General features: G+C 73.6%; 24 protein-coding genes and 3 tRNA genes. 16 read left to right on the top strand and 11 right to left on the bottom strand.

Annotated features, from left to right (window positions below; translation table 11 throughout):
* Positions 1-2: 2 nt before the first annotated feature.
* Positions 3-707, bottom strand: coding sequence for a hypothetical protein (locus FGI33_RS10930; RefSeq protein WP_119435562.1), 705 nt, complete (start codon positions 705-707; stop codon positions 3-5).
* A gap of 238 nt (positions 708-945) precedes the next feature.
* Here FGI33_RS10930 and FGI33_RS10925 point away from each other — a divergent pair, with 238 nt between their 5' ends.
* Positions 946-1,671, top strand: coding sequence for a helix-turn-helix domain-containing protein (locus FGI33_RS10925; protein ID WP_237581871.1), 726 nt, complete (start codon positions 946-948; stop codon positions 1,669-1,671).
* A 93-nt stretch (positions 1,672-1,764) separates the two neighbouring features.
* On the opposite strand, the gene FGI33_RS10920 is transcribed toward FGI33_RS10925, so the two are convergent.
* From FGI33_RS10920 to FGI33_RS10910, 3 genes are all read right to left on the bottom strand, one after another.
* Positions 1,765-3,936, bottom strand: coding sequence for a phosphocholine-specific phospholipase C (locus tag FGI33_RS10920; RefSeq protein WP_237581869.1), 2,172 nt, complete (start codon positions 3,934-3,936; stop codon positions 1,765-1,767).
* A 263-nt stretch (positions 3,937-4,199) separates the two neighbouring features.
* Positions 4,200-4,832, bottom strand: coding sequence for an alpha-ketoglutarate-dependent dioxygenase AlkB (locus FGI33_RS10915; protein ID WP_119433950.1), 633 nt, complete (start codon positions 4,830-4,832; stop codon positions 4,200-4,202).
* Positions 4,833-4,896: 64 nt separating this feature from the next.
* Positions 4,897-5,577, bottom strand: coding sequence for a Pr6Pr family membrane protein (locus tag FGI33_RS10910; protein ID WP_119433949.1), 681 nt, complete (start codon positions 5,575-5,577; stop codon positions 4,897-4,899).
* 78 nt (positions 5,578-5,655) lie between these two features.
* On the opposite strand from FGI33_RS10910, the gene FGI33_RS10905 reads away from it, so the two are divergent.
* Positions 5,656-6,705 carry a lipoate-protein ligase LplAB gene (locus FGI33_RS10905; RefSeq protein ID WP_119433948.1) on the top strand — a complete coding sequence of 350 codons (1,050 nt, stop codon included), beginning with the start codon at positions 5,656-5,658 and terminating at the stop codon, positions 6,703-6,705.
* A 258-nt stretch (positions 6,706-6,963) separates the two neighbouring features.
* Here FGI33_RS10905 and FGI33_RS10900 read toward each other — a convergent pair whose 3' ends face one another.
* Positions 6,964-7,248 carry a GNAT family N-acetyltransferase gene (locus FGI33_RS10900; RefSeq protein ID WP_119433947.1) on the bottom strand — a complete coding sequence of 95 codons (285 nt, stop codon included), beginning with the start codon at positions 7,246-7,248 and terminating at the stop codon, positions 6,964-6,966.
* 103 nt (positions 7,249-7,351) lie between these two features.
* Here FGI33_RS10900 and FGI33_RS10895 point away from each other — a divergent pair, with 103 nt between their 5' ends.
* The gene (locus FGI33_RS10895) at positions 7,352-8,248 is read left to right on the top strand and encodes an amidase domain-containing protein (RefSeq protein ID WP_119433946.1); all 897 of its coding nucleotides are present in this window, start codon (positions 7,352-7,354) and stop codon (positions 8,246-8,248) included.
* Here the strand turns inward: FGI33_RS10895 and FGI33_RS10890 are convergent.
* Positions 8,245-8,742 (bottom strand): ribosomal maturation YjgA family protein, encoded by a 498-nt coding sequence (locus tag FGI33_RS10890; protein WP_119433945.1) that lies wholly within the window; start codon positions 8,740-8,742, stop codon positions 8,245-8,247. The genes FGI33_RS10895 and FGI33_RS10890 overlap by 4 nt on opposite strands.
* A gap of 77 nt (positions 8,743-8,819) precedes the next feature.
* Positions 8,820-10,460 (bottom strand): phosphoglucomutase (alpha-D-glucose-1,6-bisphosphate-dependent), encoded by a 1,641-nt coding sequence (gene pgm / locus FGI33_RS10885; protein WP_119433944.1) that lies wholly within the window; start codon positions 10,458-10,460, stop codon positions 8,820-8,822.
* 49 nt (positions 10,461-10,509) lie between these two features.
* Here pgm and pheA point away from each other — a divergent pair, with 49 nt between their 5' ends.
* The 10 genes from pheA to FGI33_RS10835 all read left to right on the top strand — a co-directional run bounded on the left by pheA (position 10,510) and on the right by FGI33_RS10835 (position 19,269).
* Positions 10,510-11,466 carry a prephenate dehydratase gene (pheA, locus tag FGI33_RS10880; RefSeq protein ID WP_119433943.1) on the top strand — a complete coding sequence of 319 codons (957 nt, stop codon included), beginning with the start codon at positions 10,510-10,512 and terminating at the stop codon, positions 11,464-11,466.
* A gap of 60 nt (positions 11,467-11,526) precedes the next feature.
* Positions 11,527-12,807 carry a serine--tRNA ligase gene (serS, locus tag FGI33_RS10875; RefSeq protein WP_119433942.1) on the top strand — a complete coding sequence of 427 codons (1,281 nt, stop codon included), beginning with the start codon at positions 11,527-11,529 and terminating at the stop codon, positions 12,805-12,807.
* On the top strand, positions 12,804-13,625 hold the full coding sequence (locus FGI33_RS10870) for an HAD family hydrolase (RefSeq protein WP_119433941.1): 822 nt from the start codon (positions 12,804-12,806) through the stop codon (positions 13,623-13,625). Before serS ends, FGI33_RS10870 begins: the two co-directional genes overlap by 4 nt.
* 172 nt (positions 13,626-13,797) lie before the next feature.
* Positions 13,798-13,882, top strand: a tRNA-Ser gene (locus tag FGI33_RS10865).
* A gap of 16 nt (positions 13,883-13,898) precedes the next feature.
* A complete protein-coding gene (locus FGI33_RS10860) occupies positions 13,899-15,155 on the top strand; it encodes an LCP family protein (RefSeq protein WP_119433940.1) in 1,257 nt (418 codons plus the stop codon).
* 400 nt (positions 15,156-15,555) lie between these two features.
* Positions 15,556-15,647, top strand: a tRNA-Ser gene (locus tag FGI33_RS10855).
* 124 nt (positions 15,648-15,771) lie between these two features.
* The gene (locus tag FGI33_RS10850; protein WP_119433939.1) at positions 15,772-16,848 is read left to right on the top strand and encodes a LacI family DNA-binding transcriptional regulator; all 1,077 of its coding nucleotides are present in this window, start codon (positions 15,772-15,774) and stop codon (positions 16,846-16,848) included.
* 222 nt (positions 16,849-17,070) lie between these two features.
* Positions 17,071-17,718, top strand: a complete 648-nt coding sequence (locus tag FGI33_RS10845) for a ThuA domain-containing protein (RefSeq protein WP_390613068.1) — start codon at positions 17,071-17,073, stop codon at positions 17,716-17,718.
* Positions 17,719-17,735: 17 nt separating this feature from the next.
* Positions 17,736-18,812, top strand: a complete 1,077-nt coding sequence (locus FGI33_RS10840; RefSeq protein ID WP_119433951.1) for a Gfo/Idh/MocA family protein — start codon at positions 17,736-17,738, stop codon at positions 18,810-18,812.
* Between the two features lie 91 nt (positions 18,813-18,903).
* Positions 18,904-19,269, top strand: coding sequence for a hypothetical protein (locus FGI33_RS10835; protein ID WP_119433937.1), 366 nt, complete (start codon positions 18,904-18,906; stop codon positions 19,267-19,269).
* Positions 19,270-19,306: 37 nt separating this feature from the next.
* Here FGI33_RS10835 and FGI33_RS10830 read toward each other — a convergent pair whose 3' ends face one another.
* Positions 19,307-20,662, bottom strand: a complete 1,356-nt coding sequence (locus FGI33_RS10830) for an alpha-amylase family protein (RefSeq protein ID WP_119434924.1) — start codon at positions 20,660-20,662, stop codon at positions 19,307-19,309.
* Positions 20,663-20,852: 190 nt separating this feature from the next.
* Between FGI33_RS10830 and FGI33_RS10825 the strand changes: the two genes are divergently transcribed.
* Positions 20,853-20,925, top strand: a tRNA-Arg gene (locus FGI33_RS10825).
* A gap of 101 nt (positions 20,926-21,026) precedes the next feature.
* Here the strand turns inward: FGI33_RS10825 and FGI33_RS10820 are convergent.
* Genes FGI33_RS10820 through FGI33_RS10810 form a run of 3 tightly spaced genes read right to left on the bottom strand, consistent with a single transcriptional unit; the run spans position 21,027 to position 22,785 of the window.
* The gene (locus tag FGI33_RS10820; RefSeq protein ID WP_119434925.1) at positions 21,027-21,299 is read right to left on the bottom strand and encodes a response regulator transcription factor; all 273 of its coding nucleotides are present in this window, start codon (positions 21,297-21,299) and stop codon (positions 21,027-21,029) included.
* A complete protein-coding gene (locus tag FGI33_RS10815; protein WP_119434926.1) occupies positions 21,296-22,372 on the bottom strand; it encodes a hypothetical protein in 1,077 nt (358 codons plus the stop codon). Before FGI33_RS10815 ends, FGI33_RS10820 begins: the two co-directional genes overlap by 4 nt.
* Positions 22,369-22,785 (bottom strand): PadR family transcriptional regulator, encoded by a 417-nt coding sequence (locus tag FGI33_RS10810; protein ID WP_119434927.1) that lies wholly within the window; start codon positions 22,783-22,785, stop codon positions 22,369-22,371. The genes FGI33_RS10815 and FGI33_RS10810 overlap by 4 nt, the downstream gene beginning before the upstream one ends.
* Positions 22,786-22,958: 173 nt before the next feature.
* Here FGI33_RS10810 and FGI33_RS10805 point away from each other — a divergent pair, with 173 nt between their 5' ends.
* Together FGI33_RS10805 and FGI33_RS10800 are read left to right on the top strand one after the other, a co-directional pair.
* A complete protein-coding gene (locus FGI33_RS10805; protein WP_237581867.1) occupies positions 22,959-23,249 on the top strand; it encodes a DUF6412 domain-containing protein in 291 nt (96 codons plus the stop codon).
* A 106-nt stretch (positions 23,250-23,355) separates the two neighbouring features.
* On the top strand, positions 23,356-24,123 hold the full coding sequence (locus FGI33_RS10800) for a YidC/Oxa1 family membrane protein insertase (RefSeq protein ID WP_119434928.1): 768 nt from the start codon (positions 23,356-23,358) through the stop codon (positions 24,121-24,123).
* The last annotated feature ends 19 nt before the right edge of the window (positions 24,124-24,142 follow it).

The following is a 24,142-nucleotide window of genomic DNA, read 5'->3' as shown; positions in this document are numbered from 1 at the left end:
GATCATCCGCCGCAGTGCGACTTCCACACCTTCGGGAAGTCGAACCAGTAGCCCTGGCCGCAGCTCGTGCTCTTCAGGTACTCGCCGAGGCCCGTGACGAGCACGCCGAGCGCGACGCAGGAGAGCTTCGACAGGTCGAGCGTGATGCACACCGTGCCGAGGTACGCCGCGAGGCCCACCGCGATGATCGTCTTCACGATGCCGCCGGAGATGTGCCACGAGTGGTTGCTCCAGAACCACGTGGACTCGGTGACGCCGCCGACGTCGCCCTCCTCGATGACCTGCGTCTTCGTGACGGGTCGGCCGTCCGGGGAGGCGAGGGTCCGCTGGATCGCCGCGTCCTCCACCGCGTGGGCGCGCGACGGCGCGGTGTCGGCGATCTCGGCGCGGATCTCGGCGGCCACCTGCGCGTGGCTCTCGCCCTTCGCGGCCCACGCCTCGATGCGCTGGCCGCCGACGACCACGCCCTCGGTCGCGACGGTGGCGAGCTGGTCGGCGGTGATCCTGCCGCTCTTCACGCCGTGCTCGAACGTGCCGTCCAGGAGGGAGGACGCCACGACCGACTGCTCGAGGTGGGCGGGGGCGGCCTGGGCGGCGTCGCCGGCGCCCATCGCGAACAGCGCGACCGCGGTGGCGGTGGCCGCGGCGGCGAGCAGGCGGACGGGGCGGCGGGAGCGGATCGGGGCTGCGGGTGATGCGAGGGACATGGCTGACCTTCCGCATCGAGGGGCGACCGTCGCCCCGCGAGCACGGTAGGGCGGGGATCCCCACGCTCCGGGGTCGATGGCCTACGTCCCGGTGAACGCCGCGTGCATGTCAGACGCTCGTCTGACGAGCCCTCGCGCGAGGGTGACGCGGCGCCGTCCGTTCACCCGGGCGTCGCCCTCCCGTCGATCCGCGCGGGTAGCCTCCCTCGACTCCTGTTCGGGAGCGGACGGGAGCGACATGAACCAGCGGCAGGCGGCGGTCTCCCGGGCTCGGCGCGAGATCGTCGAGGCGGCGGGCGCGCAGTTCGCGGCCCACGGCTACGAGGGCACGTCGTTCTCGCGGGTGGCCGAGGCGATGGGCAAGCCGAAGTCCGCCATCGGGTACCACCTCTTCGCGTCCAAGGAGCGCCTCGCGGGCGCGGTCGTCGAGGACCAGGAGGACCGCTGGCTCCGCATCGAGGCGGCGCTCGACCGTCCGGGCGCGCTGCCCGAGCTCGTCGTCTTCCTCCTCACCGCCGCGCGCACGGTCGAGGTCTGCCCGGTCGCCGCCGGCGCCATCCGCCTCCTGCAGGACATGCCGCGCCTCGGCCTCGCCGTCGAGCGCCGCTTCGACGTGTGGCGGTTCACCCGGGCCCACCTGGAGGCGGAGCTCGCGGTCCAGGGCGTCCGCGTCGCCGACCTCGACGCCGTCGTGGACGTGCTGCTCAGCGCGACCTTCGGCGTGCTCTCGTACCGTTCGCCCAGCGCGCCGGACGGGGACCAGCTCGAGCGGCTGCGCGGCCTCTGGATCCCGCTGCTCACCCAGCTGGGGCTCGCCGACGCCGAGGTCGTCGTGCGCGCCGCCCGACCGCTCGACCTGGCGCTCGTGGAGGAGGGCCGCCCGGATGCGTCGGAGGCGCACCTCGGGCCGGCGCGCGGCGACGCGGACGACGCCTCCGCGGATCGGGACCGCGCCCGCGCCTGACGCGCTCCGCGCCTCGCGCCTGACGCGCCCCGCGCAGGACGACGCCGGCCGGCCCCCACGGGACCGGCCGGCGTCGTCGTGCGCCCGGCGGCGCTACTCCACGCGACCCGCGTACCGGTGGCGGAAGCCGCCCTCGGCGGTGACCACCACGTCGTAGTAGCCCCATTCGTCCACGCGCCAGTCGACCGTCGCGCTCCGTCCGGGCTTCACCGTCTCGTGCCGCTCGCGCGTGATGAAGTCGTCGGCCGTGAGCGCGAAGCGCGCCGAGGGGCTCCCGTCGTTCACGAGCGTGAGCCGCAGGAGGCCCTTGCCGCCCGGGATCGTCTCGGCCGTGACCCGGGGCACGGGCACGTCGGCCTTCCCCGCCGCGACCACCGTGCCGGCGAAGCGGCGGAGGAACCGGTCCGGCCCGTAGACGCTGAAGTCGTAGGCGCCCGCATGCGCGGCGCTGTCCCACGCGTAGGCGGCCGTCCCGCGCGGCGCCACGGTGAAGGGCGTCGACGCGAACGGCAGCGCGATGTTCGGGAACACCTGGTGCGAGACGCCCTGTCGGCCGCGGTTGCGCATCGTCAGCGTGACCCGGCCGCTCGCGCGGTCGACGGAGACGTCCGCGTCCTGCCGGTAGGGGAGCGGGCGGTGCCGCATGGCGCCGTCCTCCTGCTCGGGCATCCGCTGCGCGCCCACGGCGGGCTCGCGCACCGGCGGCTTCGCCATGTCGGCGTCGGCGGCCGCGACGAGCGCCTGCGTGGCGGTCATCGGCAGCACCTCCCGGGCCGACGGGATCGAGAAGTCCGGGTGCGCGAAGTCGAAGCACGACGTGAGGTCGCCCGAGATCGTGCGCCGCCACTCGGAGATGTTGGGCTCGTGCACGCCCGTCCAGGTCTCGAGGAAGCGGATCACCGAGGTGTGGTCGAACACCTGCGAGTCGACCCAGCCCCCGCGGCTCCAGGGCGACACCACCGTGAGCGGCACGCGCGTGCCGTAGCCGATGGGCAGGCCGTCGACGTACTCGTCGGCCGTGCCGGGCTCGGCGAGCGGCGGCAGCTGGTGGTCGAAGTAGCCGTCGTTCTCGTCGTAGTTGAGGAGGAGCACCGTGCGCGCCCAGGTGTCCGGGTTGCTCATGAGCGCCTGGATCACGGCGTTCGTGTAGTGCGCGCCGTAGTCGGGGCTGGCCTTCGGGTGCTCGCTCCAGCCGTACGGCGCCACGACGTACGACACCTGCGGCAGCGTGCCCGCCGCGGCGTCGCGGCCGAACTCCTCGAGCAGGTGCGTGACGTCGAGGCCCTTGCCGGAGTCGGGCTGCCACCCGTCGTGGAGCCCGCCGTCGAGCGCGAGCTGGCGCGTCGCGGGATCCGAGGACGCGAGCGCGTCGTGGTACTGCTGGAACAGCCACAGCGGGTTGTCGCCGTAGTCGCCCACGTAGGGGTGCGTCCCCTCGTCGCCGACCTCGTCGTTCGCGTACGTCTTCCAGGTGATCCCGGCCTCCCGCAGGCGCTCGGGGTACGTGGTCCAGGCGAAGACGGGGGCGTAGTCGTCGGGGTTGTCGATGGCCGGTCCGCCAGCCGTCCCGCGGGGGTCGATCGTCCCGGTCCACTGGTAGAGGCGGTTGGGGGTCGTCGGGCCGATGAGCGAGCAGTGGTAGTGGTCCGCGATCGTGAAGGCGGAGGCGAGCGCGTGGTGGAAGGGGAGGTCGTCCTTCGTGAAGTAGCCCATGGTCTGCTCGCTCTTCGCGACGACCCAGTTGTCCCAGGCGCCCTGGTTCCAGGCCTGGTGCCCGCCCTTCCAGGAGTGGTCGAGGCCGCCGGCTCCCTGCGCGTTGTAGCGGGACGAGTCGAGCGGGAAGGGCAGCATGCGGCCGCCGTCGACCCGGCTCGCGTCGGGCTGCGCGAAGACGGTGCCGCCGCCGGGGAGCTCCACGGCCTGCTTGTCGCCGAAGCCGCGGACGCCCGGGAGGGTGCCGTAGTAGTGGTCGAACGAGCGGTTCTCCTGCATGAGGATCACGACGTGCTCGACGTCGCGGATGCTGCGGGTGAGGTTCCGGCGGGTGGCCGCGGCGGCCGTCGCGGCGCCGGGCGCCCCGGCGGCGGATCCCGCGGCGACGCCGGCCATGATCGCGGCCGCGCCGCCGAGCAGGACGGTGCGGCGGCTGACGCCCGGGCGGATCCCGGTGCGGTAGGGGCGGGAGGCGTCGAGCGGCGGCGCGGCGTCGACGCCGGCCGCGAGGTCGACGTCGGGGGCGTGCTCTTCGGGCTTGGAGGTGCTCACGGTGACGGTCCTTCTTCCTGGATCGTGCCGGGCCCGGCGGGCGGGAGATCCCGCGGGACGGCGACGCGGAGGGCGCGCGCCGTCGCGGTCTCCCGCGCGGACGCGTGCTCGGCTCGACGCGGGGGATCCCGGCGGGTCGCGCCCGGGAGCGTCGATGCCGGTCGCGATCCTGCCCCGCCGAGGGGAACAGCGCGTCGCTCAGCGCGACATCCCGCGGAATGCCTCCTGAACAGCGGGATCGTTCCCACCGCCGCCGCGATCGCTCAGGCGGGCCAGACCGGCCGGAACTGGATGCTGATGCGCGGCCCGACGGCCTTCTGCGTCTTGAGGATGGCGTGCTCGTGGGTGCGCTGCGCGCTGCCGCCCATGACCACGAGGTCGCCGTGCCCGAGGGGGAACCGCCGCACCTCGCCGCCGCCCTTCGGTCGCAGCGACAGCGTGCGCGCGGCGCCCACCGAGACGATGGCGACCATGGTGTCGCGGTCGATGGCGCGTCCCACCCGGTCGCCGTGCCAGGCGACGCTGTCGTCGCCCGTGCGGTAGAAGCAGAGCCCCGCGGTCTCGAGCACCTGCCCGGGCGGGCGGTCGTAGTGGTCGTTGAGCGCCTCGCGCGCCTCGACGAGCACGGGCGCCGGCAGGGTCGCGCGCGGCCCGAACCACGACAGGAGCCGCGGCACCTCGACGGTGCGACCGTGCATGAGCCGCGTGTCCGCCGTCCACTCCACGTCCTCCACGAGGCGCTCGAACAGCGCGTCGGAGTCGCTGACCCAGCCGGGCCGGATGTCGAGCCACGCGCCCTGCCCGAGGTCGAGCCGCTCGACCTCCGCCCCGAGCGCGCCGAGGCCCGGCTCCGCCTGGAGGTCGTCGAAGAGGGAGGCCTGGAACGCGATGCTCATGGCGCGAGCATAGCCCGGATGTTCGAACGCATGTTCGAAGGCCGGCCCGCCGGGGAGAGCCCGGTCAGGCCTCCACGGGGCGGGACGCGCGGCGTCCGGCCCACGTCAGGAGCAGCGTCAGCCCGCAGATCAGCGCGGCGATGACGACGACCCAGACGGCGACCGTCCCGTACCCGCCGCCGCCCGTCGCGGGATCCAGGAAGGGGTACGGGTAGTAGGTCGCCGCGCCCGTGACCTCGTTGCCCGTGAACGGCCCGCGCGCGAGCGTGACCGCGACCCACGCCAGCGGGAAGACCACGACGCGGCCGACGGCGCCGTAGCCGAGCGCCCGGCGGTCGGGCGCGAGCAGCCAGTCGAGCAGCACGAGCAGGGGCACGGCCACGTGCAGCACCTCGTTCGACCAGGGGAGGCTGCCGCCGGGGATGGTCGGCAGCCCGCGCAGCAGCAGGTTGTAGACGATCCCGGTGGTGACCATGTACGTGGTCGCGGCCAGTCGGAGCGTGGTCCAGCCGCGTCCCGGCGCGGGCGCGCGTCGCAGCAGCCGCACGGCCCCGAGCCCCATGACCACGGCCGCGAGCAGGTTCGACTCGATCGTGAAGTAGAGGAGGAAGTCGAGCGTCTTGCCCCAGATCCCCTCCACGCCGATGCTCCGCCAGTAGGAGGAGCTCACGACGTACTGGCTGACGACCGCGACCAGCACGGCGGCGGCGGTGAGGAGGCGGACGACCGCCCAGGTGATGCGCATGCCCCACCGTCCCACATCGGCCGCGCGACGGGGATCCGCGGACCGTCCGCGGCCCGTCCCGCGGCCTAGGCTGGGCGGATGCATGGTGAGTACAAGGTCCCCGGCGGCAAGCTCGTCGTGGTCGACCTGGACGTGACCGACGGCCGCATCTCCGGCTTCCGCCTCGCGGGCGACTTCTTCCTGGAGCCCGACGACGCGCTCGAGGCGATCGACGGCGCCGTCAACGGCCTCCCGGAGGACAGCGACGCGAACGCGATCGCCGCCGCCATCCGCCGCGCGCTCCCGCCGCAGGCCGTGCTCCTCGGCTTCTCGCCCGAGGCCGTCGCCGTCGCGATCCGCCGCTCGCTCGCGCGCGCCACGAACTGGGGCGACTACGAGTGGGAGGTCATCCACGACCGCGCCTACCGGCCCGTCGAGCAGATGGCCCTGGACCAGGTGCTCGCCGAGGAGGTCGGCGCCGGCCGCCGGAACCCCACGCTCCGCATCTGGGAGTGGGACCAGCCGGCCGTCGTCATCGGCAGCTTCCAGTCGCTCCGCAACGAGGTCGACGCCGAGCAGGCCGCCGCCCACGGCTTCGACGTCGTGCGCCGCGTCTCCGGCGGCGGCGCCATGTACATGGAGGCGGGCGCCGTCATCACGTACTCGATCTACGCCCCCGTCGACCTCGTGCAGGGCATGACCTTCGCGGACTCCTACGCCTACCTCGACGAGTGGGTGATCACCGCGCTCCGCTCGCTCGGCATCGACGCGTCGTACCAGCCGCTCAACGACATCACGAGCCCCAGCGGCAAGATCGGCGGCGCCGCCCAAAAGCGGCTGGGTGCCGGCGCCGTGCTGCACCACGTGACCATGAGCTACGACATGGACGGCGAGAAGATGGTGCAGGTGCTGCGCATCGGCCGCGAGAAGATCAGCGACAAGGGCATCACGAGCGCCGCCAAGCGCGTGGACCCGCTCCGCAGCCAGACCGGCATGAGCCGCGCGGACATCATCGACCGGATGAAGGAGACCTTCACGGGCCTCTACGGCGGGAAGCCCGGTCAGGTCACGGCCGAGGAGTGGGCGAAGACCCGGCAGCTGGTGGACGACAAGTTCTCGACGCCGGAGTGGCTCACGCGCGTCCCCTGAACGAGGGGCTGTCCGCCTGGCGAAGCGGCGATGTCCGCTCCGTGTCGGGCCTGTCCGTCCGGCGATCCCGACAGCTCCCTCTCGGATCCGCGCGCCTAGAGTCACCTCGTCGTCCTTCCGGCCCCGCGGGGCCGAGCGGCGACGGCGGTCCGATCGAACCTCCTCGCGGGGCTCCGCTCGCGACCGCGGGCGACGGGGAGACCCGTCGGGGGGAGCGGACTCGCGAGGCGCATGCGTGCGCCTCGCGAGCGATCCCGCTCAGCCGCGCTCGAGCAGCTCCCGGTAGTCGGGGTGCTCGTCGATCCACTCCGCGACGAACGGGCACGCGGCGACGACCGTGCGCGTCCCGCCGCACACGTCGTCGAGCGCGGCCCGCACGAGCTCGCCGCCGAGGCCGCCGCGCCGCTTCGCGGGGTCGACCTCCGTGTGGGTGAAGACGATGCGATCGCCCTGGATCAGGTAGTCCGCGAAGCCCGCGCGCTCGCCGTCGAGCCACAGCGTGTAGCGCGAGCCGTCGGGGTCGTGGGTCACGTCGACGCTCATCCCGCCACACTATGCGCGGTGTCGCGCGGAGTCGATCCGCAGGGGGCCGGGTTACCCTGGACGAGCCCGGGACCCGGGTCCCCTCTACCTCCCGGAGCAGCACGTGATCGCCGACATCCGCCGCCGCAGCATCCTCGCCGCCGCGCTCGCGGTCCCCGTGACCGCCGTCCTCGCCGCGTGCACCCGCCAGGAGCCCGCGCCGCGCGCGACCCTCGGCGGCGGCGCCGACGGACAGCCCGCCGCGTCCGGATCCTCGCCCGCCGTCTCCGCGGTCGAGCCCGCGACCCTCTCGGTCTCCGGCGGCGAGACCGTCACCCTCACGGGCGCCGGCCTCTCCGGCGCCACCGCCGTCATGTTCGCGGGCACCGCGGGCACCGACCTCCAGGTCGCGGGCGACGGATCCGTCACGGTCGTGGCGCCCCGCTCCACGGACTACGAGGACCGCTCCGCCGACATCGAAGTCATGGCCGGCGACGCGCCCCTCACCGCCGCGACCGCCGCGTACGCCGCCCAGACGCCCGTCGACAAGCAGCTCCAGTACGCGCTCGCGCACTGGGACGCCTACAACCTCGAGGAGTACGGGAACTTCAACCCGTCCGGCGGCGACTGCGTCAACTTCGTGAGCCAGAGCCTCATCCAGCGCGGCTGGGAGATGACGACGGAGTGGCACAACCGCGGCGGCGGATCCGACTGGACCTACGCGTGGATCCACGTGCCCACGTTCGACAAGTGGCTCGCGGCGAACGCGTCCACGCTCGGCGTGACGCGCCTCGAGCTGGCCGATCGGGACAAGCTGAAGGTCGGCGACATCGTCATCTTCGACTGGAACCGCAACTCCTCGCCCGACCACACGCAGATCGTCTCCGCCATCGAGCCGAAGGACGGCGGCAACGTCGTCAAGATGGTCGGCCACAACCTCGACAACGACTACCGCGACCTCGACGCGACCATCACCACGGAGCACCCGGGCGCCGAGGTCCACTTCTGGAGCGTCGCCTAGCCCATCCCGCCGACGCCCCGGCCGACCCGCAGCAGCCGGTCGACGAGGAGCACGAGCAGCACGCCGGCCGCGTAGGCCGCGAGGTCGACGGGGTCGAAGCCGGTGCCGATCAGCAGGCGGCACAGCGGCACGTGCAGGGCCCAGATCGCGGGCCACCCGGTGATCTGCAGCAGCTCGATCCCGGTGCACCACACCAGCACGGCCGCGCCGTGCACGACCGTGTCGACCCGCGGCATCACGGCGATGAGCGCCAGGTGGATCGCGGCCGCGTAGAACACGTCCGGCCACAGGCCGCGGCCGTCGGAGTGCGTGACGACCATGCCGGCGATGACGACCGCGAGGAGCGCGGTGAGCGCCACGATCCGACGGCGCGCGAGGCCGTCGGGAAGGCGCACGTCCGGGTCGGCGACGGGCGCGGCGCTCGCGGGACCGTCGGCGGGGTGCATCGACGGCTCGTCCCAGACGAACGCGTCCACATCCCCGGAATGGCGCATGGCACGAGCCTATGCACCGCGGATGCGAACGGGCCCAGCGCGACGCCGCATCCGCGGGGAGCGGGGAGCGGAACCCGCTACGCGTCGAGCGCCGCGTCGACGATCCGCTTGGCCTCCGCCTGCACCGCATGCAGGTGGTCGAGCCCCACGAACGACTCGGCGTAGATCTTGTAGACGTCCTCGGTGCCGCTCGGGCGCGCGGCGAACCACGCGTTCTCGGTGACGACCTTGACGCCGCCGACGGCCGCGCCGTTGCCGGGCGCGGTGCTGAGCTTGGCGGTGATCGGGTCGCCCGCCACCTCGGTGGCCGCGATGGCGTCGCCGTCGAGCTTGCCGAGCGTGGCCTTCTGCGCCTTGGTGGCGGCCGCGTCCACGCGCTCGTAGACCGGGTCGCCGAAGCGCTCGGTGAGCTCGCGGTAGAGGACGCTCGGCGTCTTGCCCGTGACCGCGAGGATCTCCGACGCGAGCAGCGCCAGCAGGATCCCGTCCTTGTCCGTGGTCCAGACCGTGCCGTCCATGCGCAGGAAGCTCGCGCCCGCGGACTCCTCGCCGCCGAAGCCCACGGATCCGTCGATGAGGCCGGGCACGAACCACTTGAAGCCGACCGGCACCTCCCAGAGGCGGCGGCCGAGCGACTCGGCGACCCGGTCGATCACGCTGGAGGAGACCAGCGTCTTGCCGATCGCCGCGTCCTCGCGCCAGTCGGGGCGGTGCGCGTAGAGGTAGTCGATCGCGACGGCGAGGTAGTGGTTCGGGTTCATGAGCCCGGCGTCCGGGGTGACGATGCCGTGGCGGTCGGCGTCGGCGTCGTTGCCCGTGAGGATGTCGAAGTCGTCCTTGCGCGCGAGCACGCTCGCCATCGCCGAGGAGGAGGACGGGTCCATGCGGATCTTCCCGTCCCAGTCGAGCGTCATGAACGACCAGGCGGGATCCACCTCGGGGTTCACGACCTCGAGGTCGAGGCCGTAGCGCTCGCCGATCGCCGCCCAGTACTCGACGGACGCGCCGCCGAGCGGGTCCGCGCCGATGCGCACGCCCGCCCTCTTGATCGCGTCCATGTCGATGATGGAGCCGAGGTCGTCCACGTAGTGGCCGAGGAAGTCGTAGCCCTCGACCCGCCCGCGCGCCTCCTCGAGGGGCACGCGCCTCACGTCGACGAGGCCGCCCGCGATGATCGCGTTGGCGCGCGCGGCGATCCAGCCGGTGGCGTCGGAGTCGGCCGGGCCGCCGTGCGGCGGGTTGTACTTGAAGCCGCCGTCGGCGGGCGGGTTGTGGCTGGGGGTGACGACGATGCCGTCGGCCACGTCGTCGTCGCCGTGCTGCTCGTCGCGGTTCCAGCGGAGGATCGCGTGCGAGAGGGCGGGGGTGGGGCACCAGGAGTCGCGGGAGTCGACGAGCACGCGCACGCCGTTGGCGACGAGCACCTCGAGCGCGGTGTCCTCGGCGGGCTTCGAGAGCCCGTGGGTGTCGCGGCCGATGAAGAGGGGGCCGGTGATGCCCTGCTCGGCCCGGTACTCCACGATCGCCTGCGTGATGGCGAGGATGTGGTCCTCGTTGAACGCGGTCTTCAGCGAGCTGCCGCGGTGGCCGCTCGTGCCGAACGCCACCTTCTGCTCCGGGTCCTCCACGTCGGGGTGGAGGTCGTGGTACGCCCGGATCAGCTCGTCGATGTCGATGAGGTCGGACGGGAGGGCGGCGGTGCCTGCGCGGTCATGCATGGATCCATCCTGGCACCGGCCCCCGCCGATTCCCATCTAGGGTGCAGGCATGGCCGAGACCCCGCGACCCGACGAGACCTACAGCTACCTCGGCCCGTCCGGCACCTTCACGGAGGCCGCGCTCAAGCAGGTGGACGCGGCCCGCGGGCGCACCTGGCGCGCGGTCAACAACGCGTCGGAGGCGCTCGCCGACGTCGTGTCCGGCACCTCGGTCGCCGCCATGATCGCCATCGAGAACTCGATCGAGGGCGGCGTGACGGCCACGCAGGACGCGCTCGCCAACATCCCCGGCCTCCGGATCCTCAGCGAGCACCTCGTGCCCGTCGCCTTCGACCTCGTGGTGCGGCCGGGCACGGCGCTCACCGACGTGCGGACGATCGCCGCGCATCCGGTGGCCTACGGCCAGTGCCGCCGCTTCCTCGAGCGCGAGCTGCCGACGCACGGCCACGTGCCGGCGTCGTCGAACGTCGCCGCGGCACTGTCCCTCTTGGACGGCGGCATCGCGGACGCGGCCATCGCGCCGCCGCAGATCACGGAGAGCCAGCCGCTCGAGGCCGCGGTGCGGGGCATCGGCGACAACCCGAACGCCGTCACGCGCTTCGTCCTCGTCGGCCGGGCCACCGCGCTGCCCGCGCGCACCGGCGCCGACAAGACCAGCCTCATCGTGGAGCTGCCCGACGACCGGGCCGGATCCCTGCTCGACCTCCTCGAGCAGTTCGCGACCCGCGGGGTGAACCTCACGCTCATCCAGTCGCGGCCGATCGGCGACGAGCTCGGGCGCTATCGCTTCGTCATCGACGCCGAGGGCCACGTGCACGACGAGCGCGTGGCCGACGCGCTGCTCGGGATCCGCCGCTTCAGCCCGCGGGTCACCTTCCTCGGCTCGTACCCGCGCGCCGACGGCACGCCCAGCACCTACCGCGCCCGGTACGAGGACGACGTCTTCCTCGAGGCGCGCGACTGGCTGCGGGGCATCGTGTCGGCCGAGCCCGGCGCGGGCGCCTGACGCGTCGCCGTCGCCGTCCGCGGCCCGGACGCGCCCGACGCCCTTCGTTAGAGTGACGGGGTGATCGATCCGCAGACCCTCCGCGACCATCCCGACCTCGTCATCGCCTCGCAGGAGCTGCGCGGCGCGTCCGTGGAGGTGGTGGACCAGGCGGTCCGGGCCGACTCCGCGCGTCGGCAGGCGATCACCGAGTTCGAGGGCCTCCGCGCCGAGCAGAACGCGCACGGCAAGCTCGTCGCGAAGGCCGACAAGGCCGACAAGCCGCGCCTCATCGCCGAGGTGCAGGAGCTCAAGGCCCGCGTCACCGCTGCGCAGGAGCGCGCGCAGGAGGCCGAGTCGGCGCTCGACGAGGCCATGCGGCGGATCCCGAACATCGTCATCGACGGCGTGCCCGCCGGCGGCGAGGACGACTGGGCGCTCGTGCGCGAGGTCGGCGAGAAGCCGTCCTTCGACTTCGCCCCGCGCGACCACCTGGAGATCGGCGAGATCCTCGACGCGATCGACATGGGCCGCGGCGCCAAGGTCTCCGGCGCCCGCTTCCACTACCTCAAGGGCATCGGCGCCCGGCTCGAGATCGCGCTGATGAACTTCGGCCTCGCCCGCGCGCTCGAGGCCGGCCTCGTGCCGCTCATCACGCCCACGCTGGTGAAGCCCGAGATCATGGCCGGCACCGGGTTCCTCGGCGCCCACGCCGACGAGGTCTACCACCTGGACGACGACGACCTCTACCTGACGGGCACGAGCGAGGTGGCGCTCGCCGGGTACCACGCCGACGAGATCCTCGACCTGGCCGACGGGCCGATCCGGTACGCCGGCTGGTCGACGTGCTACCGCAAGGAGGCGGGCTCCTACGGCAAGGACACCCGCGGCATCATCCGCGTGCACCAGTTCCAGAAGCTCGAGATGTTCTCCTACGTCGACCCGGCCGATGCCGAGGCGGAGCACGACCGCCTCCTCGCCATGCAGGAGCGCATGATGCAGGACCTCGGCCTCTCGTACCGCGTCATCGACACGGCCGCCGGCGACCTCGGGTCCAGCGCCGCCCGCAAGTACGACGTGGAGGCGTGGGTCCCCACGCAGGACGCCTACCGCGAGCTCACCTCGACCTCGAACTGCACCACGTTCCAGGCCCGTCGCCTCGGCACGCGCTTCCGTGGCGAGGACGGCCGCACCTCGCCCGTCGCCACGCTCAACGGCACGCTCGCGACCACGCGCTGGATCGTCGCGATCCTCGAGACCCACCAGCAGGCCGACGGCTCGGTGCGCGTGCCCGAGGCGCTGCGCCCCTACCTCGGCGGCCTCGAGACGCTGGAGCCCGCCACGGCGAAGGCCGCCCGATGACCCCGCGGGTGCCCGACGCCGACCGCCTCCTCATCGCCCTCGACATCGACGGCACCCTGCTCGGGGAGGACGGCTCGCTCGACGAGTCGGTCATCCGCGAGGTGCGGCGGATGGAGGAGGTCGGCCACGTGGTCATGCCCTCCACCGGCCGCTCGGTCGCCGACACCCTGCCGATCGTCGACCGCCTGGGCATCCACCCGGAGTACATGGTCTGCTCGAACGGCGCGATCGTGCTCGAGCGCGACGCGGACGTCCCCACCGGGTACAGCCGCCGCTTCGTCGAGACGTTCGATCCCTCGGACGTGCTGCAGCGGATCCGCCCGCACCTCGCGAGCGGCCGCTACGCCGTCGAGGACGCCGAGGGCGTGTACCTCTACTCCGGCGGCGACTTCCCCGACGGCGCGCTCGAGGCCAACGGCCGCCACGCCGAGTTCGAGGAGCTGCTGCACGTGCCCGCGACGCGCGTGGTCGTCATCTCGCCCGGCCACGACATGGAGGACTTCCAGGACGTCGTCGAGCGCATGGGCCTGCACCGCGTGAGCTACTCCATCGGCTGGACGGCGTGGCTCGACATCGCGCCCGACGGCGTCAACAAGGCCACCGCGATGGAGCGCGTGCGCGAACTGCACGGGATCGCCCGCACGCACGTGATCGCCATGGGCGACGGGCGCAACGACATCGAGATGCTGGAGTGGGCCGGCGCGCACGGCCGCGGGATCGCCATGGGCCAGGCGCCCGCCGAGGTCATCGCGGTCGCCACCGAGGTCACGGGTCCCATCACCGAGAACGGCGCGGCCGCGGTCCTCGCCCGGCTCTGACGCCCGTCGGCGGTCGATTCCCCAGCTGGGGAGAGTTCAGCCGCCTCTGATCCTCCGCGTGCGAGAGTGGCGCATCCCGCGCGGCCACCCGGCCGCACCACCGCGGGCCGACCGGCCACCGGTAGGCTCCTCATCGATCGCACGTCGCCCGCCCGCGGGAGCGCGCGCATCGGGAGGGCTGTCCGAGCGGCCGATGGAGCCAGTCTTGAAAACTGGTGGGCAGAGATGTCTCGTGGGTTCGAATCCCACGCCCTCCGCCCGGAGAGGATCCGCATGAGCGACGCGCCCCTGCGCCCCCGGCGCACCGCGAAGGTCCCCGTCATCGCCCGGCACGGCCGGCTGCGGCGGTCCACGGCGGGCCGCGCCCTGCTGAAGGGCACCGCCATGGCGCTCGCCGTGCTGGCGGTCAGCGGCCTCTCCGTCGTCACCATCGCCGCCTGGGATCTGAACAGGTCCGTCCAGGCGAACACCGTCGACATCAGCGACGGCACGGAGCAGACCACGGTCGGCGTCGGCGCGCTCGACGGCGGCTTCAACGTGCTCCTCGCGGGATCCGACACGCGCCAGGGCCAGGGAGACGGCTACGGCAAGACCGACGGCGCGCTCAACGACGTCAACATGGTGCTGCACGTCTCCGCCGACCACTCGCAGGCCACGGTCGTGAGCCTGCCGCGCGACATGGTCGTGCCCATCCCCGCCTGCGCGCGCAGCGACGGATCCGGCACCGCGCCCGCCGTCTCCGCCGCGCCGCTCAACACGGCGCTCTCCGACGGCGGCCTGCCGTGCGTGGCCAAGACCGTCGCCCAGTTCACCGGGCTCGACATCCCCTACGCGGCGCTCATCGAGTTCGACGGCGTCATCGAGATGTCCAACGCGGTCGGCGGCGTGCCCGTCTGCCTCGCGAGCCCGCTCAAGGACAAGCGGACGGACCTCGACCTCCCGGCGGGCGAGAACATCCTGCAGGGCAAGGACGCGCTGCAGTTCCTCCGCACGCGCCACGCGGTCGGCGACGGCAGCGACCTGGCCCGCATCAGCAACCAGCAGGTCTTCCTCTCGGCGCTCGTGCGCACGATGAAGCAGTCGAGCACGCTCTCGGATCCCACGCGCGTCTACGGCCTCGCCAAGGCGGCGGTGGACAACATGCAGCGCTCGACCTCGCTCGACTACCAGACCATGGCGTCCATGGCGCTGGCCCTCAAGGACATCCCGCTCGACCAGGTGCGCTTCCTGCAGTACCCCGGCACGACCGCGGGCACGGGCGTCTACTCCGGCAAGGTCCAGCCGCTGAAGACGGACGGCGACCAGCTCATGCAGCTGCTGAAGACGGACGCCCCGTTCGAGGTCAAGGCCGGCAACACCGGCCTCGGCGCGGTCGCGGAGCAGCCCGCGGCATCCACCCCGACGCCGTCGGCGAGCGCGCCAGCGGCGAGCGGCGGATCCCAGCCGGCCACGTCTGCGCCCACGGTGCTGCCCGAGGCGATCACGGGCACGGACGCCGGCACGGTCACGTGCTCCAAGGCGTTCGGGTGACGCTCCGGGTCCGCGGGCGGTGAGGGCGACGGGGCCCCGCCGCACACCCTATGCAGCGAGGACCCGTCTATCTCGTTCAGCTTTCGACCCGAATCCTCCGCCGGACGAGAATCCACGTTCTCGCCCCCGGGGGGCTCGCGACGTCGTCGCGTGCGTGAGGGTGAGCGGCGCCGGTTCGGGGGATCCGGGGCCGCGGCCACGTGGGCGAGCGGGACATCTCTGGGCTGACACATCGACACGCGGGGGGTAAGCCGGTCGGGTCCGGCACACGCGTCGAGAGAGACACTACGTGTCCGTCGAATGGGGGACAACCGCGCCGCACCCCCCGTTCGGGCCCGGCGACCCGTGGGCGGGGATGTCGAGGAGGCCGCCGCGTCCGGTACAGTGGACGGGTACGTCTGGAGACGTCGCATAGTTCGGCCTAGTGCACCACCCTGCTAAGGTGGAGTACCCGTATGGGTACCGTGGGTTCAAATCCCACCGTCTCCGCCATCCCGCCTCGTGGAGCCTCCCCTCGCCGTCGCATCCGACGGTCTCCCTCGTGATCCGCGTCCCGAGCCGCCCCGTCGGACGGCCGACCCGGTCGTCGCGCCCGCGTCGGCCTAGCATCGCGATCATGAGCGACACGTTTCCCGACGCAGCACGGGCGCCCGACCCCGAGCACGGCGCCGGCACCACCCTCGGCCTCATCGCGCGCGAGGCCAACGTGTCGATCGGCACGGTCAGCAAGGTCCTCAACGGCCGGAATGGCATCTCGCCCGCGACCCGGGCGCGCGTCGAGGAGCTCATGGAGCTGCACGGATACAGCCGCCGCGGGGCCGAGCGCCCGCACGGAGCGCTCGTCGAGATCGTGCTCGAGGTCCTCGACACGGGCTTCTCGGTCGACCTGCTGCGCGGGGTGTCGGCGGTCGCGCGGGAGCACGGGCTGAGCGTCATCGTCACGGAGCACGAACGAGACCAGGAGCTCGACGGCGACTGGATGGCGGGCGTCATGCAGCGCCGGCCGATGGGCCTCGTGCTCGTGTTCTCCGACCTCGCGCCCGCGCAGAAGCGGCAGCTGCGGAGCCGCGGCATCCCCTTCGTGGTGGTGGATCCCGCGGGGTCGCCCGCCGCGGACGTGCCGGCCGTCGGATCCACCAACTGGGAGGGCGGCCACGCCGCGGGGGAGCACCTGCTGGGGCTCGGGCACACGCGCATCGGCGCGATCAGCGGACCGCCGCACCGCCTCTACTCGCGCGCCCGCATGTCCGGGTTCCGCAGCGCGCTCGAGGCCGCCGGGCCCGCGGTGTCGCTCGTCGAGGTCGAGGGCGACTTCGGCCGTGCCGCCGGGTTCCGCGCGGGCGGCGAGCTGCTCGACGCCGCGGAGCGCCCGACCGCGATCTTCGCGGGCAACGACGAGCAGGCGGTGGGGCTCTACGAGGCGGCGCGCGAGCGGGGCATCCGGATCCCCGACGACCTCTCCGTCCTCGGCTACGACGACCTCCCGTTCGCCCGCATCGTCTCGCCCGCGCTGAGCACCGTCCGGCAGCCCGTGCGCGAGATGGCGGAGGCCGCGGCGCGCATGGTGCTCCGGATCCGCGAGGGCCGGAGCGACGAGCCCACCCGGCTCGACCTCGCGACGGCGCTGGTGGTGCGCGGCAGCACGGCGGCGCCCGCGTCGGCTCCGGCGGACGCGGTGTCGTCGCCCGAGTGAAAGGTTTCCGATCGCCCGCGCCCTCCTTGCCCCGCCCGACCGCGGGTGCGTAGCGTTCGAGGGGCGCCCGGCAGCCGACCGGCCGCGCCCGACGAAGGAGTCGCCCGTGTCGCAGATCCCCCGCACGCCCGCCCGTCCGCATCGCGGTCGCCCGACCCGGACGGCGCGCTCGTGACCGCCGCCCGGAAGGCCCTCATCGTCCGCGGGGGCTGGGATGGCCACATGCCCGTGGAGACGACGGGCCTGTTCATCCCGTTCCTCGAGGAGAACGGCTTCGAGGTGCGTGTCGAGGAGGGCTCGGCCGTCTACGCCGACGCCGACGTCATGGCCGCGACCGACCTCATCATGCAGGCCAACACCATGACGACCATCGAGCCCGAGGAGATGGCCGGCCTGTACGCCGCCGTCGTCGCGGGCACCGGCATGGCCGGCTGGCACGGCGGCATCGCCGACTCGTACCGCAACACGGCCGACTACCTGCACATGATCGGCGGCCAGTTCGCCCACCACGCGGGCAAGGACCCGGCCGAGCGCACGGGCGAGCAGTCCGACAACTACATCCCGTACACGGTCGAGATGACCGAGCTCGGGCGCACCCACGAGATCACGCAGGGGATCGCCGACTTCGACCTCGTGACCGAGCAGTACTGGGTGCTGAGCGACGAGTACAACGACGTGCTCGCGACCACGACGCAGACCGTGCGGCCGTGGGATCCGTGGCACCGGCCGGTCACCGCGCCCGCCATCTGGACCCGCCAGTGGGGCGAGGGCCGCATCTTCGTCTCCGCCCCCGGCCACCGCATCGAGGTCGTCGAGGACCCGAACGTCCGCACCATCATCGAGAGGGGCCTCCTGTGGGCAGCACGCTGAAGCACGACGACGACGCCATGACCCTCGGGATCATCGGCGTCGGGAAGATCAGCGAGCAGTACTTCGCCGCGTTCGAGACCCTGCCGGGCGTGCGGCTCGTGGCGGTCGCCGACCTCGACCTCGACCGCGCGCGCACGGTCGCCGAGGCGCAGGGCGTGGACGCGCTGAGCGTCGACGACCTCATCGCCGACCCGCGCATCGACACCGTCCTGAACCTCACGATCCCGGCCGCGCACGCCGAGGTCGACCTCCGCGTGCTCGAGGCCGGCAAGCACGTGTACGGCGAGAAGCCGCTCGCGCTGAGCCCCGCCGAGGCCGAGCCGATCCTGCGGCTGGCCGAGGAGAAGGGGCTGCGCGTCGGATCCGCGCCGGACACCGTGCTCGGCACCGGGATCCAGACCGCGCGCCAGGTGCTCGACGCCGGCACGATCGGCGAGCCCGTCGCCGCGAACGCCTTCTGGGGCGCTCCCGGCCATGAGCTCTGGCACCCCGCACCGGCGTTCTACTACCAGCCGGGTGCCGGCCCGATGTTCGACATGGGGCCGTACTACCTCACGGCGCTCGTGACGCTGCTCGGCCCGATCACGCGCGTGCAGGGCGCGTCGCTGCGTTCCGACCGCGTGCGCTCCGCCGCCTCCGACCCCGAGTCGCGCGAGATCCCCGTCACCGTCGACACGCACGTGAGCGCCGTCCTCACGCACGAGTCGGGCGCGGTCTCCACCGTCACGATGAGCTTCGACGTCTGGGCCACGCGGATCCCGAACATCGAGGTGTACGGCACGGCCGGCACGCTCTCGGTGCCGGACCCGAACCACTTCTCCGGGGCCGTGCAGGTCGCCACGTCCGCCGACCGCGAGTGGGCGGACGTCGAGCCGAGCGCCGGCTTCGTCGACGCGGGCCGCGGCTGCGGCCTCGCGGAGATGGCCGACGCGATCCGCCGCGGCGTCCCGCACCGCGCGTCCGGGGAGCTCGCGTTCCACGTGCTCGAGGTCATGGACGCGATCCTCGACCCCGCCTCGACGGGCGAGATCCGCAGCACCGTCGGACGGCCCGAGGCTGTGCCGCTGGGGCAGCCGGGGCGCTCCGGGGACTGAGCGGGCGTCGTCCGCCGACAGGTAGTGGGCAGCCTTCCACAACCCCGCTCGACGCCCGTTCCTGGGAGCCGCGGCCGACTAGCCTGACGCCGTGACCCGCCACTTCTCGCAGTTCCTCTTCGCGCCGTACGGCGACGGGGAGGGGCTGCGCGCGGTGGAGGCGGACGCGTCCGACGAGCAGCTCCTCGGCTCCGAGGCGCGCGACGCGGACGCGGATGGCGAACCGGGGGAGCGGGAGACGGACGTCACGGATCCCTCGGTGTGGCCCCCGCTCACCGTCGTCGAGTGGCCGCTCACGCACCGGCCGTTCGACGACGACGAGCCGGAGATCGCGGACGGGCACTTCGCGCCCGCGGACGAGGATCCGGACGGGGAGGCCCGGGAGGAGGCCGCGGCGCACGCCGCCCGTGCCGCGCTCCTCGCCGAGGTCTACGGCTGGCCGCACCGCGCGATCTGAGGCGCGTCCCGTCGCCGCGGCGCTCCCGTCCCGGTGCCTAGGCGCCGGCCAGCACCGCCCAGGAGTGCGCGGGGACGCGTCCGTCGCCCGCGAGGTCGCCCGCCTCGACGTCGCCCGTCGGACCGGCGACGGACAGGGGCTCGTCCGCGAGGTTGAGCACGAGCCGCAGGGCGTCAGGTGACCCGGGCGCGACGCCGCCGGCCGCACCCGTCCCCGACGGCCGCAGCGTGACGGTGAGCCCGGTGTTGGTGAGGCCCGACGTCTCCATCCGGGCGTCGACCAGCCAGGCGTGCCGCCGACGGAGGCCGACGAGCTCCTGGTGCAGGCGGCGGACCCGGGTGGCGTGCTCGTCGTCGTGGAGCTCGTCGGGCGAGGCCGGGTACGCGGGGCGCACGGCGTCGTCGCCGCCCGCGCGGTCCTCCTTGACGCCGGTGAGGCCGCGCTCGTCGCCCGCGTAGATCGACGGGATGCCGGGCAGCAGGAGGAGCAGGGCGATCGCGTGGCCGAGGTGACGCGGATCCACCGCCGAGGCGATGCGCGTCACGTCGTGGTTGCCGACGAAGGTCTGCGGCGTGAACGACGGCAGCAGCTCGCCGTGTCGCGTGAGGGTCCAGTCGAGCTCGAACAGGTTGCCCTCGGCGATGGAGTTGCGGATGGACTTCCACAGCTCGTAGGCGGTGATGGAGTCGATGGTCGAGTCGGCGGCGTAGTCCGCGTAGTCGCCGTGGATCATCTCGCCGACGAACCACGCGTCGGGGTGCCGCTCGCGGACGCGCGGCAGCACCGCCGCCCAGAACGACGCGGGCACGGCGTAGGCCGCGTCGAGCCGCCAGCCCGAGATGCCGCGGTCGAGCCAGTGGATCATCACCTCGACGACGTGCGCGCGCACGGCCTCGGAGTCGTGGTCGAGCGTGACGAGCGCGCCGTGCCCCTCGAAGCCGACCGGCTCGCCGGCGTCGTCCCAGCGGAACCAGGAGGCAGCCTCGGATCCGGGGCCGTCGGCGAGCGCCTGCGCGAAGCGCGGGTGGCTGCGGCCCACGTGGTTGAAGACGCCGTCGAGGAGCACGCGCACGCCGCGCGCGGAGGCGTCGGCGAGGAGGGCGTCGAGGTCGGCGTCGTCGCCGAGCCGCGGATCCACCGCGAGGTGGTCGCGCGTGTCGTAGCCGTGGGTCTCCGAGTCGAAGACCGGGCCGAGCAGCAGGCCGTTGGCGCCGAGGTCGACGAGGTACGGGAGCCACGCGCGGAGGCGGTCGAGGCGGTGGGCGGGCGGCGCGTCGGCGTGCGCGGGGGATCCGCCGTCGGGCCCGGCGAGGTCGTCGCGGGTCTGCGGCGCGCCCGTGAAGCCGAGCGGGTAGACGTGCCACCAGACGACGTGATCGGTCCAGGATGCCAAGGGTCGCTCCTCGCGGTTCGGGTCGATCCAGCCTAATGAGCGGGGGTCGGGGCGATCGGCGGGCGGGCTCCGGGGGACAGCGGGAGCGGCGCGGCGGGGCGTCGGCGGCACGGATTCGCGGGGCGGCCCCGCAGCATGTAGTCTGTCTCCCGGCCTGATCGCCGCTCGCGGAGATCATCGCCGCACGACTGCGCCCGTAGCTCAACGGATAGAGCATCTGACTACGGATCAGAAGGTTGGGGGTTCGAATCCCTCCGGGCGCACAGCATCCCTCGGATGCGCATCTCTGGTTGAGACAGGATGCCGAACGGCCCGCCACTGGCGGGCCGTTCGCGTTTGTGGGGTGGCGTCCCGGATCCCGCCCTCAGCGCGTCGTCGCGAGCGGCTCCACGACGCGGTTCTCGTACGCCCAGATCGTGGCGTGCAGGCGGTCGCGCACGCCGAGCTTGTCGAGCGTGCGGCTGACATGGGTCTTCACGGTGGTCGGCGCGAGGAACAGCCGGCCGGCGATCTCCGCGTTCGACAGGCCGCGCGCGACGAGCACGAGGATCTCCCGCTCGCGCGCCGTCAGCCGCGCGAGCTCCGAGTGGGTGCCGATCCCGTGGGCGGCGTGGCCGTGGTCGAGGAGGGCGCTCACGGGGTCGGCTCCGGGGTGGCGGTGGCCTCGGGGGCGGGCGTCCCGTCGGTATCGTCGTCCGTCGCCGGCGGATCCGTCGGACCGGTCGTGGCGGACGGGGTCGCGTCGGGGTCCGCGCCGAGCGGCAGGGCCTTCGCGAACGGCGGGCGGACGACCGCCTCGCTCCCGTCGATGATCCCGGTCACCAGGGCGGCGTCCTCGCCCCGGAGCGGGAAGACGTTCCAGGCCCCGTCGGACGGGGTGACCGGCTCGCCCGTGGTCGGGTCGGTCGCCATGCCGTCCGTCCCGTAGGAGCCGATGGTCGTGACGGGCGTGCCGTCCTGGTCGAAGAGCTGCACGCGGTCGAGGAGGTTCCCCTCGGCGTCGTACGCGAAGAGGTTGGTGACCTGCTCGCCGTCGAGCGAGAGGCCCGGCTGCTCGTACGAGGTGGGGTACGCCGCCCCGGAGTCGTCGTACCCGCGCACGGCGAGCTCGTCGAGCGTGCTCGGGATCAGGGCGACGAGGACCACCGCGGTGACCGCGCTCACGGCGGCGCGCAGGGTACGGGCCGGGCGCGATCGCGCCCACCTCCCGAGGCCCCACTGCACGCTGATCACGGTCAGGACGATCAGCGCCGTCCAGCTGATCGGGTCCGTCGGCAGCACGCGGAGCGAACCCAGCACGACGATGGCGAGCATCTGGTACCCCGCCCACGCCCGGAGCAGCCACCACACCGGGCGGAAGACGATGACGAGGTCGAGGATCGCGGAGAGCTCGCGGTGGGCGCGGATCCGCGCGTGCAGCTCCCCGGCCCGCGCGAGGGCGCCGTCGCGCAGTTGGTGCAGCGGGGAGGCGGGGGCCGTGTCGACCGCCCGGTCCGGCAGCCCCGCGGAGCTGCGCAGCTCGTCCGCGTAGCGCACCGGGTCGCCGAGCTCGAGGGCGCCGTCGTGATCCGCGGCCTCCTCCTGCAGGTCGGCCTCGAGGCCGCCCGTGAGGTCGTCGACGTCCTCGGGATCCAGGTCCGCGAGCCGGGCTCGCACGGCGGCGGCGAAGGCCTGGATGCGGGTGTCGAGGGTGGGATCTGCGGTGTTCACGGCTTCTCTCCGATCGTGCGGACGTTCACGGATGCGGGCACGGGCCCCTCGCCGGTGCCTCCGGCCTTCCGGGTGCGATGGGTCGGCGCGCCGGCCGGCTCGCCGAGGAGCCCGCTCATGGCCGTGGCGAACGCCGCCCAGGTGGCGCGCTGCCCGGCGAGCAGCTCGCGGCCCTCGGGGTTGATCGCGTAGTACTTCCGGTGCGGTCCGCCCTCGGAGGGCACCACGTAGCTCGAGAGCGCGCCGGCCGCGTAGAGGCGGCGGAGCGTCCCGTAGACCGAGGCGTCGCCGACGTCCCCGAGGCCGGCGTCGCGCAGGCGCCGGACGATGTCGTAGCCGTACCCGTCGTCGTGCTGCACGACGGCGAGCACCGCGGTGTCGAGCGCGCCCTTCAGCAGCTGCGTGGTGTCCATCAGTCGACCTCTCTCATGCGTCGCACAGTATCACGCAGTGCGCGGTACCTCGGAGTGCCGCGCATGGCGGCGCGTCCCGTCGTGGACGGCGGGGGCGGGCGCCCGCCCTCGTGCTCGCCGCGGGCCCAGTGCTACCGTCGGGCACGCCCATCGTCCTGGAGGCACTCGGCCGCGTGCTCGCCCTGGTGGGCGACGTCGTGCTCGGCGGTGCGGGCGTCTCGCCGGCGATCCTCCTCGCGGCCCTCCTCGGCGCCGCCTCCGTGGCCGCCGCGGTCGCGCTCGTGCGCATCGCCGCCGCCCGCGGGCTCCTCGGATCCGTCGCGCCCCCGGCCTTCCCGGACGAGGACGTCGACCTCCCGGTGCTCGTCTCGGCGAGCGACCCGGACGCGGACGGGCACGAGCGCTCCCGGGCACCGGGCCGCCGGATGCGGGTCGTCGTGCCTGCGCCGCTCCCGGCCGCCTGACCGCGGCCCGCAGGGGTCCACCGCCGCCATCCCGCGGCATGGATCCGGCGCGCGCCCGCATGCGACGACCAGACGGATCCCCTCCGCTCTCGTCGCAAGGAACCCCGTGGACCCCACATCGATCGCCCCCGTCCGAGCCGTGCTCGACGGACTGTCCCAGCTCGTCGTCGGGCTCGCCGACTTGATCCATCCCCTCGCCGGCGCCTCCGCGACCGGCGTGGCCGTCATCCTCCTGACCCTCGCGGTGCGCGCCCTGCTCGTGCCGGTCGGCGTGGCGCAGGTGCGCGCCGAGATCCAGCGCCGCCGCATCGCGCCCGCGCTCGCCGAGCTCCGTCGCCGCCACGCAGGGAAGCCCGAGCAGCTGTCGCGGGCGATGCAGGAGCTGTACGCCCGCGAGGGCGCGTCGCCGCTCGCCGGCTACCTGCCGACGCTCGCGCAGGCGCCCGTGCTCGCGGCCGTCTACGCCCTGTTCGCGCACGCGCGGATCGGCGGGGAGGCGAACGCGCTGCTCGCCGCCTCCTTCGCCGGGATCCCGCTCGGCACGAGCGCGCTCGCGTCCGCGGGGCTGGGCGTCGCACCGCTCGTCGTCGCGGTCGTCGTGCTCGGGCTGCTCGCCGTGGTGATCGAGGTCCGCCGTCGCGCGGACCTCCGGTTCCTGGGGCAGCCCGCGCCCGTCGACCCGGCGCTCCCCGGCATGGCCGGCATGGCCACGATGATGCGGGTGCTGCCGTTCGTCACGGTCGTCTTCGCGGGCGTCGCCCCGCTCGCCGCCGCCCTGTACCTGCTGTCGAGCGCCGCGTGGACCCTTCTCGAGCGCGCGGCGCTGCGGCGCCTGCTCGGCCGCGCGCCCTCCCGCGGGACGGCGGCCGCGTGATCCACGCGGCTGGCCCGCC

It is taken from the genome of Clavibacter phaseoli (assembly GCF_021922925.1).
In the GTDB taxonomy this organism is placed as follows: domain Bacteria; phylum Actinomycetota; class Actinomycetes; order Actinomycetales; family Microbacteriaceae; genus Clavibacter; species Clavibacter phaseoli.
The sequence above is the reverse complement of the archived record's forward strand: the minus strand, read 5'-3'. Positions and strand labels throughout refer to the sequence as shown.